Source organism: Mesorhizobium sp. NZP2077, from assembly GCF_013170805.1.
GTDB lineage: Bacteria > Pseudomonadota > Alphaproteobacteria > Rhizobiales > Rhizobiaceae > Mesorhizobium.
The window spans coordinates 2,996,087-3,010,880 of record NZ_CP051293.1; the positions used below are offsets into that span (position 1 = coordinate 2,996,087).

13 protein-coding genes and 1 pseudogene are annotated in these 14,794 nt (G+C 63.3%); 7 read left to right on the forward strand and 7 right to left on the reverse strand.

The annotated features are described in order from the left end of the window. Nucleotides 1–211: 211 nt before the first annotated feature. Nucleotides 212–886, forward strand: a complete 675-nt coding sequence (plsY, locus tag HGP13_RS14885) for a glycerol-3-phosphate 1-O-acyltransferase PlsY (protein WP_172234716.1) — start codon at nucleotides 212–214, stop codon at nucleotides 884–886. Nucleotides 887–1,150: 264 nt separating this feature from the next. Further along, nucleotides 1,151–2,131 carry a GlxA family transcriptional regulator gene (locus HGP13_RS14890; RefSeq protein ID WP_172226569.1) on the forward strand — a complete coding sequence of 327 codons (981 nt, stop codon included), beginning with the start codon at nucleotides 1,151–1,153 and terminating at the stop codon, nucleotides 2,129–2,131. Between the two features lie 48 nt (nucleotides 2,132–2,179). On the opposite strand, the gene HGP13_RS14895 is transcribed toward HGP13_RS14890, so the two are convergent. The 7 genes from HGP13_RS14895 to HGP13_RS14925 all read right to left on the reverse strand — a co-directional run bounded on the left by HGP13_RS14895 (nucleotide 2,180) and on the right by HGP13_RS14925 (nucleotide 10,958). Continuing rightward, complete coding sequence (locus HGP13_RS14895; RefSeq protein WP_172226572.1) at nucleotides 2,180–3,340, reverse strand: ABC transporter ATP-binding protein; 1,161 nt, start codon at nucleotides 3,338–3,340, stop codon at nucleotides 2,180–2,182. After that, a complete protein-coding gene (locus tag HGP13_RS14900) occupies nucleotides 3,333–4,475 on the reverse strand; it encodes an ABC transporter substrate-binding protein (RefSeq protein ID WP_172226575.1) in 1,143 nt (380 codons plus the stop codon). The genes HGP13_RS14895 and HGP13_RS14900 overlap by 8 nt, the downstream gene beginning before the upstream one ends. Further along, nucleotides 4,472–5,311: an ABC transporter permease gene (locus tag HGP13_RS14905; protein WP_172226578.1), complete on the reverse strand. Its 840-nt coding sequence runs from the start codon at nucleotides 5,309–5,311 to the stop codon at nucleotides 4,472–4,474. Before HGP13_RS14905 ends, HGP13_RS14900 begins: the two co-directional genes overlap by 4 nt. Beyond that, the gene (locus HGP13_RS14910; protein ID WP_246707385.1) at nucleotides 5,308–6,168 is read right to left on the reverse strand and encodes an ABC transporter permease; all 861 of its coding nucleotides are present in this window, start codon (nucleotides 6,166–6,168) and stop codon (nucleotides 5,308–5,310) included. The genes HGP13_RS14905 and HGP13_RS14910 overlap by 4 nt, the downstream gene beginning before the upstream one ends. Nucleotides 6,169–6,310: 142 nt before the next feature. Further along, entirely contained in the window at nucleotides 6,311–8,197 is a 1,887-nt protein-coding gene (gene htpG, locus HGP13_RS14915) for a molecular chaperone HtpG (protein ID WP_172226581.1), read from the reverse strand. A gap of 228 nt (nucleotides 8,198–8,425) precedes the next feature. Then, complete coding sequence (locus tag HGP13_RS14920) at nucleotides 8,426–9,289, reverse strand: hypothetical protein (protein WP_246707386.1); 864 nt, start codon at nucleotides 9,287–9,289, stop codon at nucleotides 8,426–8,428. A 778-nt stretch (nucleotides 9,290–10,067) separates the two neighbouring features. Next, nucleotides 10,068–10,958, reverse strand: a complete 891-nt coding sequence (locus tag HGP13_RS14925; protein WP_172226587.1) for a LysR family transcriptional regulator — start codon at nucleotides 10,956–10,958, stop codon at nucleotides 10,068–10,070. 266 nt (nucleotides 10,959–11,224) lie between these two features. Between HGP13_RS14925 and HGP13_RS14930 the strand changes: the two are divergent. The 5 genes and pseudogenes from HGP13_RS14930 to HGP13_RS14950 all read left to right on the forward strand — a co-directional run bounded on the left by HGP13_RS14930 (nucleotide 11,225) and on the right by HGP13_RS14950 (nucleotide 14,690). Further along, a pseudogene (locus tag HGP13_RS14930) lies at nucleotides 11,225–11,959 on the forward strand (SDR family oxidoreductase). Between the two features lie 47 nt (nucleotides 11,960–12,006). Then, complete coding sequence (locus HGP13_RS14935) at nucleotides 12,007–12,759, forward strand: glucose 1-dehydrogenase (protein WP_172226590.1); 753 nt, start codon at nucleotides 12,007–12,009, stop codon at nucleotides 12,757–12,759. An 89-nt stretch (nucleotides 12,760–12,848) separates the two neighbouring features. After that, nucleotides 12,849–13,451: an NAD(P)-binding domain-containing protein gene (locus tag HGP13_RS14940; protein WP_281411001.1), complete on the forward strand. Its 603-nt coding sequence runs from the start codon at nucleotides 12,849–12,851 to the stop codon at nucleotides 13,449–13,451. Between the two features lie 84 nt (nucleotides 13,452–13,535). After that, nucleotides 13,536–13,949, forward strand: a complete 414-nt coding sequence (locus tag HGP13_RS14945) for a nuclear transport factor 2 family protein (RefSeq protein ID WP_172226604.1) — start codon at nucleotides 13,536–13,538, stop codon at nucleotides 13,947–13,949. Nucleotides 13,950–14,057: 108 nt separating this feature from the next. After that, complete coding sequence (locus HGP13_RS14950) at nucleotides 14,058–14,690, forward strand: class I SAM-dependent methyltransferase (RefSeq protein ID WP_172226607.1); 633 nt, start codon at nucleotides 14,058–14,060, stop codon at nucleotides 14,688–14,690. Nucleotides 14,691–14,794 lie beyond the last annotated feature (104 nt).

The following is a 14,794-nucleotide window of genomic DNA, read 5'->3' on the forward strand; positions in this document are numbered from 1 at the left end:
TGTTCGACCGGAGCGTTCCTCGAGTTGAGTTCCACACGGACGAACGATTGGGCGCTCAACAGCGTCCGATGTTCGTCGTGGGGATCTCGTGCACGAAGCCAAAGACCAGAGCTTTCGTTACCGAAAGGAGTTGGGCTTACCAAACCAACCCTGCCTTTTCCGACAGCGGCTATATAAGGTTATGACGGCTGATCCGCAACAGGGTAATCCCATGGTTTTCTGGATGGCGAGCGTGGCTGGGTTGGCTATCGCCTATCTCTTCGGTTCCACGCCCACTGGCTATCTAGCGGGGAAACTGCTCAAAGGGATCGATATCCGGCAGCATGGCTCCAGATCAACCGGCGCAACCAACGTCTTGCGAACGCTGGGAAAAGGGCCTGCCCTGGTGGTGCTGCTGGTCGATGTGTTGAAAGGCGTGGCGGCGATCGTCTTTGTCCGCTGGCTCTACGCGTTGCCGTTCCTCACGCCCCCGGCAGGGCTTGACCTGCAAGGCTTCGTGCCTTGGGCCGTCTGCATGGCCGGACTTGCCGTGCTGCTGGGGCATGGCCGTTCGATCTGGTTGAATTTCACCGGCGGCAAATCCGCCGCGACGGGGCTGGGCGTGCTCCTGGCGCTGTCCTGGCCGATCGGTCTGGGCGCGGCAGCGGTTTTCTGCGTCGTGCTGGCACTTTCCAGGATTGTTTCCCTGAGTTCGATGCTGGCGGCATTGACCGCGATCGTTCTCGTCCTTGGCATGGAGCAACCGCTGTCCTACCGGCTGCTGGTGATTGCCGGCGGCCTCTATGTGATCGCGCGCCATCGCGCCAACATCCGGCGGCTGCTGGCCGGGACGGAGCCACGCCTGGGGCAAGCTCACCCAGGATCGAAGACGGAACCGCAGATCTAGATCGTCTGCTCACACAAACACGATAGGGTTTTTCTCGCGCCGTGCGATGTCGATCAATTCCGATAGTCCATCGGCAAATTCCCTGGGCTTTTTAATCGACGCGGCCCGGCTGACGATGCGGTGTGCCGATATCCCAGGGTCTTCGATCTCATCTCCGACATCCGGTGGCCGCTCCTGAAAAGCGCGGCCCTGGCGCCTGTGCCAAAGCATAGGCATCGGCGATGATAGGCTCCAGCACGGCGAGGGGACGGTTCCGGATACACCATGGCCAGACGGTTTGCGTTTCTCCTGGTTCGCGATTTCACCCTGTCGCCGCTGTCGCTGTTCATCGACACGCTGCGGCTGGCGGGCGATGAGGGCGACCGCAGCCGCAGGATCGAGTTCGACTGGGAGATCGTCGGCGAACGCGGCCTGCCGATCCGGGCGAGCTGCGGCGTCGAATTGCTGCCGACCAAGGGGATCGGCAATCCCGAGGATTTCGACAATGTGGTGGTGGTCGGCGGCCTGCTCGACACCAACCGCAGCCTGAGCTCCGACAAGGAGGCCTTCCTGTTGCGCGCCGCCGAGAAGGGTGTGCCGCTGACGGCGCTCTGCACGGGAAGCTTCGTGCTGGCGCGCTACGGCCTGCTCGACGGCTACGCTGCCGCCGTCAGCTGGTTCCACATCAAGGCTTTTCGCAGCCAGTTCCCCGATGTCAACGCCCATGCCGACAGCCTGTTTTCCGTCGATCGGGGCCGCTCGACCTGCGCCGGCGGCACGGGTGCTGCCGACCTTGCCGGCCATTTCGTGTCCCAGTTCATCGGCCGGAAGGCAGCGGAAAAGGCCGCCAAGATCCTGGTACTCGACCGGATCAGAAGCAGCCGCGACGTGCAGCCCGTCGGCGACCTGTTTCCAGCGGCGTCGAGCCGTGCGGTGAAGCGCGCTTTGCTGTTGATGGAGAGCAACCTTCAGAAGACACTGTCGGTCGGCGAGATCGCGGACCGCCTGAATTGCTCGCGCCGCCAGCTCGAGCGGCTTTTTGGCTCAGAGCTGGGCACAGGCCCGATGGCGGCCTATCTCGCGCTCAGGGTGCATCATGCGAAGTCGCTGCTGGAAGGCAGCGACCTGCAGATCGGCGACATCGCCTACCGCTGCGGCTTCACCAATGCCGGCCATTTCAGCCGCGTGTTCCGCCAGCAGACCGGTATCACCCCAACCCATCTCAGGCATCCCAACCGCAGGCCCGCCGCTGCTGCGGAGCACTGAAGCCCGCCGCGACGTGCCGCCTCAGCGGCGCCTGAGCCGTCTTGGCTCTCAGGAAATCCGTTGACCGTCCTCGTCGAGCAGGACGCAGTCCTGCGGATCGAATCCAAGATCGATCGTCTCGCCTTCGCGAAGGACGCGACCGCTGATCGGCGCGTTGGCGCGGATGCTGGTCTTGCCGCCAATGTCGATCTCGTAGATCGCGCTGCCGCCCAGATAGGACGCCGAGACGACGCGGCCGGACAGACGGTTGGCGCCCGCCGCCGCGCCGACCGACAGTTTCTGCGGCCGCAGCACGACAGTGACTTTGCTGCCATCGGCAAGCGGCCTTGGACAAGTCACGTTGATCGTCTGGCCGGTGGCAAGCACCACCACTAGTGCCTGGCCGGATCGGCTCACGGTCCCGGCAAGCATGTTGGCCTTGCCCAGGAAATTGGCGACGAAGGCCGTGGCGGGCCGCTCGTAGACCTCCTCCGGCGTGCCGATTTGCTCGACCGCGCCCGCGTTCATCACCACGATGCGATCCGACATGGAGAGCGCTTCCTCCTGGTCGTGCGTGACGAAGATCGCGGTGATGCCGGTTTCCTTCTGGATCTTCTTGATCTCGACGCGCATCTCCTCGCGCATGTTCGCGTCGAGTGCCGATAGCGGCTCGTCGAGCAGCAGCACCTGCGGCTCGAAGACGATGGCGCGGGCAAGCGCGATGCGCTGCTGCTGCCCGCCCGACAGCTGTGACGGCAGCTTCTTCTCGCTGCCCGGCAGCCGCACCATTTCGAGCGCCTGGCCGACCTTGCGCACGATCTCGGGCTTCGGCGCGTTACGATACTTCAGGCCGAAAGCGACATTGTCGAAGACGTTCTTGTGTGGGAACAGCGCGTAGCTCTGGAAGACCAGCCCGATATTGCGCTTGTAGATCGGCACGTCGTCGACCCGCCGCCCGTCGATCATGATCTGGCCGCCCGAAATGTCGACCAGGCCCGCGATGGAGCGCAGGATCGTGGTCTTGCCGCAGCCCGAAGGCCCGAGCAAGGTGACGAAACTGCCCTTGGCGATCGAGAGCGAGAAATCGCGCACGGCGACGAATTTGCCATAGGCGATGTCGATGTCGCGGAACTCGACCGCCGGGCTGTTCGTCTCGGCGGCCGCGCTTACGCCTGCTGCCCCGGCCGAAGCCGGCCGGGGATTGGATGTCATGGCCTGGCTGTCAGGCACCTTTCGATATCCTGTTCCACTGCTTGGTCCAGGCGTCCTCGTTGGTTGCCCAGTAGACGGGGTCGGCGAAGGTCAGCGCCTTCATCGTGCCCGTTTTGTCGAAGGCCGGCAGCTTCTCGATCTTCTCGGTGAGCTTGACCTTTGTCGGGTCGAGCGACGGCGGATAGCTCTGGCCCTCGGCAACCGCGATGGAGGTCGCCGGGTCGAGCATGAAGTTGATCAACTCCTCGCACTCGGCCATCGGCGAGCCTTTCAGGATCAGCATGTCCTCCATCCAGGCATAGGAACCTGCAGGGTCGAGATAGCCGATCGGTGCGCCCTGGTCCTGCAAGGCGGCGACGCGGCCCGACCATGCGTCGGTGACCACGATCTCGCCCTTGGAAAGCAGGTCCATCAGCTCCGCGCCGGAACTCCAGAACTTCTTGGCGAGGTCGCGCGTCTCGCGCACCTTGGCCCAGATCGCGTCCATATCCTTGAGGTTGTTGGGGTCCTGTCCGGTGGCGAGCGCCGCGTACCAGACCCGGGTGGTCATGTCGTCATAGCCGCCGACCTTGCCGGCATATTTCTTGTCGAGCAGGAGCGCGGCACCCTTTTCCTTGGCTTCCTCGGGCGAGATCACCTTGGTGTTGTAGGCGATGCCTGTCGTGCCGTAGTCGTAAGGCACGGCCGAGAGTTTCGGCGTCAGCTTGCGGAACGGATCGATCATCGGCTGCAGCACATTGGCCATATTGGGAATGTTGGCCTCGTTGATCTCCGAGGTCAGGCCGCCATTCACGTATTTGATGTAGTAATTGACGCCGGAGGAATGGATGACCTGGTAGTCGCCGGGCTTGGCGGTCTTGATCTTGGTGATAATCTCGTCCTCGTCGCCGAACGTGCCCTGGACCACCTTGATCTTGGTCTTGGTCGTGTAGGGCTGGAAGGCATATTTGTCGATCGCATCCTGCACCGTGCCGCCCCAGCCGTCGAAGCGAACCTCTTCGACCGCGGCGAGCGCCTGCCGCATCCAGGCCATGTCGAGGCCCACCGCGGCCGCCGCGGCGGCGCTCAGCGTCAGGAAAGTTCGGCGGCTCAGATCACCGTTTTGATATCTATCGTGCAGCCTTTCAAGCCGCTTTCCATTGGACAGTTTCATCGTGCTTCCTCCTTGGGTTGGCCGCGTCTTTTCAATCTGGTCAGGCTTTGCAGGATCAGGCCGCCGAGCAGCGGTATGCCGACGGTCACCAGGATCATCACGGTGCCGAGCGCGTTGATCTCCGGGCTGATCGATATCTTGAGCATCGAAAGGATCTGGGTGGGCATGGTTTCCACGCCAGCCGGCCGCCAGAACAGGCTGGCCGAGGTGTTGTCGAAGGAGATGGTGAAGGCGAGCAAGGCGCCGCCCACCACCGCTGGGATCAGCAGCGGCAGCGTGATCTCGCGGAAGGACGAAAAGCGCGAGGCGCCGAGCGAGAGCGCCGCCTCCTCATAGACGCGGCGGATGCCGACCATGCGCGCCTGGGTGATCAGCACCACATAGGGCACCGCGAGCAGGATATGGCCGAGCACCAGCAACAGCATGGTCCGTGGCTGGTCGATCGCCTTGATCAGCACCAAGAGACCGACGCCGAGGATGGTCTCCGGTACCAGCGCCGGCAGGATCACCAGCGTGCTCAGCGCCTGCTTGCCACGAAATTCGAAGCGCACCAGCGCAAACGCCGTGACGACGCCCATTGCCGTGGTGACGGCGGCGGTGACCAACGCGATCCACAGCGAGGTGCGGAAGGCGGCCAGCACCTGCTCGTTGGCCATCAGCTTGCCGTACCATTGCAGGGAAAAGCCGGTCATCGGGAAGCCGCCGAACATCGAGGCGTTGAACGACAGGATCACCGTTGCCACGATCGGCGCGAACATGAAGATGTAGACGCAGAGTGTGACGAAGCCGGTCAGCCGCCAGGCCCATCTTCCTTCCTGCTTGCGCCTGGCTTTCATCCACCAAGTCCTTTGACGATCTGCGACATGCCCATGTAGCGGGTGTAGACGGCGGCGAAGAAGCCGAGCACGACGAACAGCACGATCGAAAGCGTTGCGCCCATCGGCCAGTTCAGCTCTCCCATGATGGTGTCGTAGATCAAATTGCCGAACAGCGCGTCGCGGCCGGAGCCGAGCAGCTGCGGCGTCACATAGCTGCCGGCGGCCAGCACGAAGCAGAGCAGCAGGCCTGCCGCCAGGCCGGGGAGGGACAGCGGAAGCGTGACCTCGCGGAACGCCTGCGCGCTGGTGCAGCCCATCGAGCGAGCGGCCGAAATCAGAGTGCGGTCGATGCCTTCAAGGCTGACATAGACGTTGAGGATCATGTAGGGCAGCAGGAAGTGCAGCATGCCGAGGATCACCGCGCCCTCGTTGTAAAGCATCGGCAGCGGCTCGTTGATTATCCCCAGTTTCAGCAGCGCGACGTTGATGACGCCCTGTTCGCCCAGAATGTTGATCCAGGAAAAGGTGCGGATGGTGAAGCTGATCCAGAACGGCACGATGAGCAGAAGCAATAGCAGCCATTTGTGCTTGAAGGTCGTGGCCCAGATGAAATAGGCCGGGAAATAGCCGAGCACCCCGCAGAGCACCGCCGTCATGGCGCCGACCCTCAGCGTCTTCAGGAGGAAGCCGGAATAATAGCTGTCGGTCAGGAATTCGTGCCAGTTCGCCGTCGTCAGCGCACTGGTTTCCACCCCGGCGGTGACGAAGGTGAAGAAGGTGTAGGCGGCCATCACCGCGATCGGCAGCACCAGGAAGAAGATCAGCAGCAAGAACACCGGCGCGACCAGCATCCAGGCCAGCCGTGGATCATACAATGTCCATCGTCGTTTCATGAGCACCCGGTGCGCTCGCTTTGAAGCGCCTGTTTTGTTCCCGGGGCCAAGATTGGGTGATTGGAGGCTTGATGTCTACAGTCGGCGATTGAGCCAGTGTCGGGGACGGTCGGTCGGCACTGCCTCAGCCCTTCGAGATGCCGCGCGCGATCAGCCGGGCCAGACGCTCCGAAAATGCCCTGGCGTCCGCCGGCTTGTCGCCGTCGAGCACGCGCGCCTCGTCGTAGAGGAGGTGGGCGGCGTCGTCCTTAAAGGCCTGCTCGTCGTCGCCGAGGTTGGCGAGCGCCAGCACGCGCTCGTGCCTTGGATTGATCTCGAGGATGGGCTTGGCTGCCTTGTCGAGGCGGCCGGCGGCGTTCATCAGCCGCTCGAACTGCCGGTCGGGGCCGTGTTCGGGGGCGACAAGGCAGACGGCGCTTTCGGTCAGGCGGTCGGACGCCTTCACGTCCGAAACGGCATCGCCAAGCGCTGATTTGACGAAGGCCAGGAAGCTGTCGACCTCCGGCGTTACCACTGTCTCGGGCTTCTTGGCCTCGTCGAGCAGGGGAATGTCGGACAGCTCCGCCCCGCCCTGCGTGACAGACTTGAACGGCTTGCCGTCGAAGTCCGGCGCCATCGTCACCCAGAAGCTGTCGACCGGGTCGGTCAAGAGCAGCACCTCGATGCCGCGCGCCTTGAACCCTTCGAGCTGCGGCGAGGCTTCGAGCTGGGCGCGGTCGTCACCGGCGATGAAGAAGATCGCCTTCTGGCCTTCCTTCATGGCGGCGACATAGTCGGCAAGGCCGCGCCAGCCTTCGCCCGATGTGGTCGAGTGGAAGCGGGCGAGCTTCAGCAATTGTTCGCGCCGCTCATGATCCTCGTAGAGCCCTTCCTTGAGAACGACGCCGAAATTCTCCCAGATTTTCGCATAGGCCTCGGCGTCGTTCTCGGCCAGCTTGACGAGGTCGCCGAGCACGCGGTTCGTGAGGCCTTTGCGGATCGAAGCCAGCAGCGGGCTTTCCTGGATCATTTCGCGCGAGACGTTGAGCGGCAGGTCGGCGGAATCGACCAGCCCGCGCACGAAGCGCAGATAGCGCGGCAGAAGATCGGCCTCGTCGGTGATGAAGACGCGGCGCACATAGAGCTTCATGCGGCCCTTGCGGTCCTGGTCGAAGAGATCGAACGGGCGTGAGCCAGGCACGAAGGCGAGCACTGAATATTCCTGCCGTCCTTCGGCGCGAAAATGGATGGTGGCGGCCGGCTCGTCATACTGGCCGGACAGGCCACGGTAGAAATCGGTATATTCCTCCGGCTTGATCTCGCTCTTCGGCCGGACCCAGAGTGCGGTGCCATCGGCAATGTCGCGCGCCTCGGCGCCGGGCTTTTCCACGAGCGTTATCGGCACAGGCACATGGCCCGACTGCGACTTGGCCAGTTGCTCGAGCTGGTAGGATCCGGTGTAGGAGACGGCGTCGTCCATCAGATGCAGCACGACGCGGGTGCCGCGCTTGGGTGCGGCGTCGAGCGGGGCGGGCGCGATCTCGTAGGAACCCTTGCCGTCGGACGACCAGCGCCAGGCCTCCTCGCTCCCCGCCATGCGGCTGATGACGTCGACGCGGTCGGCGACCATGAAGGCGGAATAGAAGCCGACGCCGAACTGGCCGATGAGCTGCGTGTCTTCTGTGCCGGCGCCGACGCGCTCGATGAAAGCGCGCGTGCCCGAGCGGGCGATGGTGCCCAGTGCCTCGGCCATATCGTCACGGCTCATGCCGATCCCGTTGTCCTCGACGGTGATCTCCTTGTTGTCCGCGTCAGCCGAAATCGAGATGCGCGGCTTGGGGTCGTCGCCCAGGAGCTCAGGATGGCTAACGGCCTCGAAGCGCAGCTTCTCGCAGGCGTCGGCGGCGTTGGAAATCAGTTCGCGCAGGAAGACGTCCTTATCGGAATAGACCGAATGCACCATCATGTGCAGCAGCCGCGAAACATCCGCCTCGAACGCCCTGGTTTCGGTTGCTTTGGTGTCCGTCGTCATTTCGATTTTCCCACGCTGTTCGTCCGCCTGTCGCGCCGGGGCGCAGGCAGGCCTTCCTTTCAACCATTTTTAGCGGTGCTGGCAACTCGGCAGGTGCCAGCACGACGACAATATTGTGACGGGATGGCAGGGTGACAAGAGGGGTGAGAACTGGGCGCCGGCGGCGAAACTGCCAATCTCCCCCACGAGGGGGTGATCGGCAGCGTCGGCGTCGCGCTCGTCTCGCGCCTACTTCCCGGCCATATGATCCGCCAGCGACTGCGCTTGGGCGAGGAGCGTCGGGAAGGCGGCATCCGCCGGCAGGCTCTTGCCCAGGCAGGCGCGGAAGTCGTTGTCGCCTTTCGTCCAAGCGGCGTTGGCGGCATCGGATGTGGTTTCGTCGCTCTCGTCGGTGGCCTGCTTGGCCAGTTTCTGGGCGGCGGCGTCGGCGGCGGTCCACACGGCGTCGCAGGCCGCGATCTTGGGGATGGCCGGTGTTGCGGGCGCTTCGGCGATCAGCACGCTGTTGCCCTTGACGACCGTGACGACGACTTCCTGGTCGTAGTTCGGCCCGACATCCTGTGCCCAGCCGCCGAGCCGTGCGATCGCCATGTCGGCACCCTCGGGCGTCTTCAGCTTAAAGTCGAGCGTGCCGGTGAAGGCGGCGTCGCTGCCGATGGCCTGGGTGTAGAAGGCATCGAGCTTCAGCGCCGCGTCGAAGCTGGTGGGCAGTTTGAGATCGGCGTCCGTTTCGGCGGCGCGTGACTGCAGCCAGCGCTCGACCAGCCCGCGCGTCGAGGCCACGATGCTGGGACCATCCTCGGTGCCGTGGCGCAGCCCGTCCAGCATGCCGAAGCCGACATCGGAGGAGCTGAGGCTCTCGAGGTTGATCGTGCCGGTTGCCGGAAAATCCTTGACCGTGAAGGGGCCGAGCAGGGCGTTGAGACGCGTTTCGAGATCGGCGCGGGCCTTTTCGTTGGCCGCATCCAGCGTTTCCACCGGGGTGTTGGCGCTGTCCATCGCCGCGATGGCCGCAATCGCCTTGTCGCGCGCGGCGATATAATCGTCCTCGGGCGTGGCGGCGAAAGCCGCACTGCTCGCAAGTGCAAACATGACCGTCCAGACCAACCGCATGACAGAACCTTTCTTCGTGGCGATCAACAGGCAAGGCAGCCATCGGGCAGCTTTGCGGCGATTGCGCGGCAGGAACCGTCGAGACGAAACATCTTCATCGGGGAGGCAAGCCAAGCGCCGTCATTAACCATCAGTTAACTATCCGTTCGCCTTTGAATCAAATTTGGCGGATATTGTCTTGGCCAAACGAGGCCGCCAAACCAGGCTGCTTGGGGGACCCGGAGAAGACAGCAATTTTCAGACTGGCGCGCCGTTTTCGGGAACGCGCGGCAGCTTGAACTCTAGAAAAGAAGCGACGGACCACCGTCGCCTTGCGGGGAGGCGTCAGCATCATTCTTGATGAGGTCGCCAGAATGAAGATCGAAGATGCGATTACTGCTGTAACAGCCGAGGCCAGCGCTCTGTTGTCGTGCCTCGGTCAGCCCGGCAATCATGCGAGAGGCCGACCGGGAACACGCCAGGCAGATGCAGCTCGCCCTGATGCGGCGAAAGCATCGAGGCGCTCATCGATGACGGCCTGGAGGATGTCGCCGCGGAACATTTTGCCTCGCAATTCCATGGGCCGTCTCGGCTTGGCCTGGAGGCTTCTGCACGCTGCGGATGGCGTGGCGCACTGATCTCAGGCGAACACATCACCTTGAGCGTTGAATTGGGCAGAGCCACCAACGCCACGTCCTTACCGACAGTTTTCATAAAGCTACTGCGTGCAAGTCATTTCTTGTCCTCGGCAAGCGTCGCCGGCGACGCTTGCCGCGCGTCAGTCGCGCGATGCAGACAGTCCGGCGAGAAGTGGCGCGTACACGGCGAGCCTGCGCGATACGAATTCGGTGAAGAGCCGCACACGTTTCGTCTTGCGTGTCTCGCCCTGTGTGAGAAGCCAGAGCGTTCCGTACATGTGCAGGTCGGTACCCGGCACCCTCGCCAGCAGGGGGTCGGCATCGCCAATGAAGCACGGCAGTGTCGTCATTCCGAGCCCTTGCCGTACGGCAACGATCTGCGCCTCGCCGTCCGTGGTCCTGAACGGGACCCCCGTGGTGGGAACCTCGCGGGCCCAATCCGGGATGCCATGACTGCTTATCACGATCCAACGGAGGCGATCAGGCGCGCCAGCGCGCCACGCGGCTAGTCGATCCCGGGACATGTAGACGCTGCCGAACAGCTCCGGTCCCTTCAGGCCGTGAAGATTGAGCGGCAGGGTTTTGCGGTCGTAGACGACACGGATCGCGACGTCGGCCTCCCGGTTGGTCAGATTTGCCAGCTCGCCGGAGGATAGGATGTCCATCTCGATGTCTGGATGCAGACGCGCGAAATCGGCGAAGTCCGGCATGAGCAGGTGTGTCGCAAGGGTCGGAGCCAGCGTCACCCGCAGAAGCCCGCGCACGCTCTGGTCGCGCCCGAAGACGCGCGTCTCCAACTGGTACGACGACCCTTCCATCTGTTCCGCGAGCTCGAGGACCTCCTCGCCCGCGGCCGTCAGGCGGTAGCCCGAAGGCAGCTTTTCGAACATCTGCGCCCCGAGGCGTTCCTCAAGCTGGGCGATGCGTCGCAGCACCGTCGCGTGGTTGACGCCGAGGCTTTTGGCGGCGGCCCGCACCGAGCCTCCGCGTGCGACGGCAAGAAAGTAGCGAACGTCATCCCAGTCGATCATGGTGCAATCCCGCACCGCGCGGTGCGCCTTCCAAAGCCCTAAACTATCTGCAACCGGACAGGGCGGCCATCACAACACTTGTCGACGAGCGGGGTCCAATTCCGGCGGAACCTTATCGTTGCGGCTGCTGTTATAGCCGTACTGGATCGATTTCGCACCACCGATGTGCGCGCTTCCTCACTCAACGACCGACCCGGGCAGACCCATCTTGGTGGTCTCGGGGCGTTCCCGAATGACCAAGGCGCAAGCCTGGAAGGATGCACGTCATGACCAGATTGAATGGAAAGACCGCCGTCATCACCGGCGGCGCCACCGGCATAGGCCGCGCGGCGGCAAAGCGCTTCATCGAGGAGGGAGCCTTGGTCTTCATCTTCGGCCGCCGGCAGGAAGCACTTGACGCCGCACTGGCCCAGCTCGGGCCCAATGCCCGAGCGGTAAAGGGCTCGGTCTCTGATGAATCCGATCTCGACAGTCTTTACGCGGCGGTGAAGGCCGAGCGCGGAAGCCTCGATATCGTCTTCGCCAATGCCGGGGCGGGAAGCCCGCTCGCGCTCGGCAAGATCACCGCCGAGCACATTGACGAAACCTTCGACACCAATGTGAAGGGCACGATCTTCACGGTCTAGAAGGCGCTGCCGCTGATGGGCAAGGGCGGTTCGATCATCCTGACCGGGTCGAGCGCCGGCACCACCGGTGCTCAGGGATTCACTGCCTATAGCGCGAGCAAGGCGGCAGTGCGCAATCTGGCGCGGACCTGGGCGGAAGACCTGAAGGGCACCGGCATCCGGGTCAACGTATTGTCGCCGGGGGCGACGGCGACCGAACTCGCGAAGGAAGCGCTGGGCGAGGAGGGCCAGAAAGCCTACGGCGCGATGACTCCGCTCCAGCGCATGGCTGATCCGGCGGAGATCGCGGCGGTGGCCGCCTTTCTCGCATCGTCGGACAGCAGCTTCATGACCGCCAGCGAAGTCGCCGTTGACGGCGGCCTGGCGCAACTCTGACCCCGGCGCGATCCGCGTCAGGGCAACACAACCAAGGACAGAACATCATGAAAAAACTTGAAGGCAAAGTCGCAGTCATCACGGGCGGAAGCAGCGGGATTGGCTTGGCGACGGCCAAGCGCTTTGCAGAAGAAGGTGCACACGTCGTGATCGTTGGGCGACGCGAGAAAGTCTTACAGGAGGCCGCGGCCCTCATCGGGAGAAACGTGACAACAGTCGTGGGCGACGTCTCACGCCTGGAAGATCTGGACCGGCTCTACGCCACCGTGAAAGAGAAACATGGCCACATCGACATTCTGTTCGCAAACGCGGGCGCAGGGACAGTCGCGCCACTCGCGGCAGCCACCGAGGCCCATTTTGACCAGACCTTCGATGTGAACGTGAAGGGGTTATTCTTTACGGTGCAGAAGGCCCTTCCCATCTTCAAAGACGGCGGATCGATCATTCTGAACTCTTCGGTCTCGAATGTGATGGGGCTGCCAGCGTTCAGCACCTACGCAGCAAGCAAGGCGGCTGTTCGCAGCTTCTCGCGGTCCTGGACGATGGAGCTGAAGGACCGCAATATCCGCGTCAATACGATGAGCCCTGGCGCGATCGAGACTCCCGCCTTGGCGACAACGACCGGCCTTACAGCTGAGCAAGCCGAGCAGGCGGTCGCCCAGTTTGCTGCAGCGATCCCGATGGGTCGCAGGGGCAAGCCCGAGGAAATCGCGGCTGCCCTCACGTTCCTCGCCTCCGATGAAAGCTCCTACATCACCGGTATAGATCTCGCCGTCGATGGTGGTTGGGCGCAGGTCTGAGCCCGGCGGGGTCCCGTGGCAGGCCCTTCAGCCGCGCCAGTAGTGCCCCCGCCTCTCAGACTTTAGTTCCAATACAAGACAGGAGAAACATTATGAGTTACGCAATTATCGGCTTCGGCAATATCGGCCAGGCTTTGGCCAAGGCGTTTGCCCGCAAGGGCATCGAAGTATCCGTTGCAACCACGCGCGACCCGGGACGTTTTGCATCCGCCGCGACCGCGATCGGTCCCACGATCATCCCCAAAAAATTAGCGGACGCCCTCAAGGCGGACATCATCTTTCTGGCTGTCCGTTTCGAGTCGCACCCAGAGGTCGCGAAGGCGCTCGCCACCTGGCAGGGGAAGACCATCGTCGATGTGACCAATGCCTACGGCGTGCCGCCAGAAAAACTGGGGGGACAGCCTTCTTCCAGGTTCGTTGCGCAGGCCTTCACTGGCGGCAGACTGGTCAAGGGCTTCAACCATCTGGTCGCTGCCGTTCTTGACCACGATCCGGCCGTACATGGTGGCAGGAGGGTCGTGTTCCTGGCGAGCGACGATGACGCTGCCGCGGCGGAGATCGGTGCGCTCGCGGAAAAGCTCGGTTTCGCGCCGATCAAACTTGGCGGGCTGTCGGAAGGTGGGCTGCTCGTCCAGGCGCGCGGAAATAGCTGGGGTCAGCTGATCTTCAAGGACCTGGTCAAGTTCGACTGATGAACACGACGTGCCCACCGGCAGGGCCAAGATGCACGGATCGGATCGAGCGTGATGCGATCCGTGCGAAATGGAGAAATTCCCATGAGCATTGAGAAGAACATCCAGACCGTGAAGGACTTCTTCGCCGCGATCGGCAGCAGTGACAGGGAGGCTCTGCTGGCGCTGGTCGCCGAAGACATCGAGTGGATCATTCCGGGCGAGGACTGGCCGCTGGCCGGAACGCGCCGCGGACACGCCGGGCTGGCGGATTTGCTCGAGACGGCATCCAGGTCGATAGAAACGTCCGCGGAACCCCGGGAATTCGTGGCGCAAGGAGACCGGGTCCTGGTTGTCGGCGTCGCTACGGGGAGGATCAAAGCCACGAACAAGACGTTCGAGGACGACTGGATCTTCGCCATCACGGTCCGGGACGGTAGACTGACCAACATCCGTGAATACGTCGACACGCAAGCGCTGGCCCGGGCCGCGCAGTTGGACGCGCCCGGGCCTGTCTAGCGTTGGCCGACTGCGGCTATCGGTTCGGGGAAGGCGGTGGATCAGCCGAAAACCTCCCCATTGTACGCCGCGCCCTCGTCTAATGCCCAACCGTAAAGGAGATTTCCGATGTACGACCAATCCAAGCTATCCGAGTTGATCAGGTTCGCACGCATCGATGCGGGCTCCACCGTGATCGACGTCTACCCAGGCGACGGCGACTGGACGCGCCTCTTCTCCGACATCGTCGGACCAAAGGGTCGAGTCTACAGCTTCGTGCCGGCCGAAGTCGCCCACTTCAAGAACGATCCGGTCGGCCTCATGCGGACGCTCGCGAAGGAGCCGGGCCGAGAGAACGTCGAAGCCGTCTCCGCGGACCTCGTGGCGATGCCGGAGGCCACGCAACCAGCGGATGTGCTGTGGATGCACCTGTTCTACCACGATCTCCACACCAAGCTGATTCAGGCCAAGGGCGCGACGGCGGCCGACTTCAATCGAGCCGTCTACAAGCGCCTGAAGCCCGGCGGGTCCTACGTCATCGTCGACCACGCCGCCGCCCCTGGGTCGGGCACGAGCGACACTCAGGCGCTGCACCGGATCGACCCTGCCTCCGTTCGCGAGGAGGTGGAGGCGGCCGGCTTCGTACTGGACGCGGAAAGCACCATCCTCGCGAACAAGGACGATCCGCACTCGATCAAGGTCTTCGATCCCTCGATCAAAGGCGAGACCGATCGCTTCGCCTATCGATTTTTGAAGATCTGACACTGGGCCACTCGCCACTGCGCCGACAGCCTTCCGGCAGTGGGCATGTGTGGCTTTGTCAACCGGCCTCTCGGCGCAAAAAAAGCCCGCCGGAAGTCGGCGGG

Bases quoted from the DNA above. Each gene is read 5' to 3' on its own strand.
- plsY (WP_172234716.1), top strand. From the start codon at position 212: ATGGTTTTCTGGATGGCGAGCGTGGCTGGGTTGGCTATCGCCTATCTC.
- HGP13_RS14890 (WP_172226569.1), top strand. From the start codon at position 1,151: ATGGCCAGACGGTTTGCGTTTCTCCTGGTTCGCGATTTCACCCTGTCG.
- HGP13_RS14900 (WP_172226575.1), bottom strand. From the start codon at position 4,475: ATGAAACTGTCCAATGGAAAGCGGCTTGAAAGGCTGCACGATAGATAT.
- HGP13_RS14905 (WP_172226578.1), bottom strand. From the start codon at position 5,311: ATGAAAGCCAGGCGCAAGCAGGAAGGAAGATGGGCCTGGCGGCTGACC.
- htpG (WP_172226581.1), bottom strand. From the start codon at position 8,197: ATGACGACGGACACCAAAGCAACCGAAACCAGGGCGTTCGAGGCGGAT.
- HGP13_RS14920 (WP_246707386.1), bottom strand. From the start codon at position 9,289: ATGTTTGCACTTGCGAGCAGTGCGGCTTTCGCCGCCACGCCCGAGGAC.
- HGP13_RS14925 (WP_172226587.1), bottom strand. From the start codon at position 10,958: ATGATCGACTGGGATGACGTTCGCTACTTTCTTGCCGTCGCACGCGGA.
- HGP13_RS14935 (WP_172226590.1), top strand. From the start codon at position 12,007: ATGAAAAAACTTGAAGGCAAAGTCGCAGTCATCACGGGCGGAAGCAGC.
- HGP13_RS14945 (WP_172226604.1), top strand. From the start codon at position 13,536: ATGAGCATTGAGAAGAACATCCAGACCGTGAAGGACTTCTTCGCCGCG.
- HGP13_RS14950 (WP_172226607.1), top strand. From the start codon at position 14,058: ATGTACGACCAATCCAAGCTATCCGAGTTGATCAGGTTCGCACGCATC.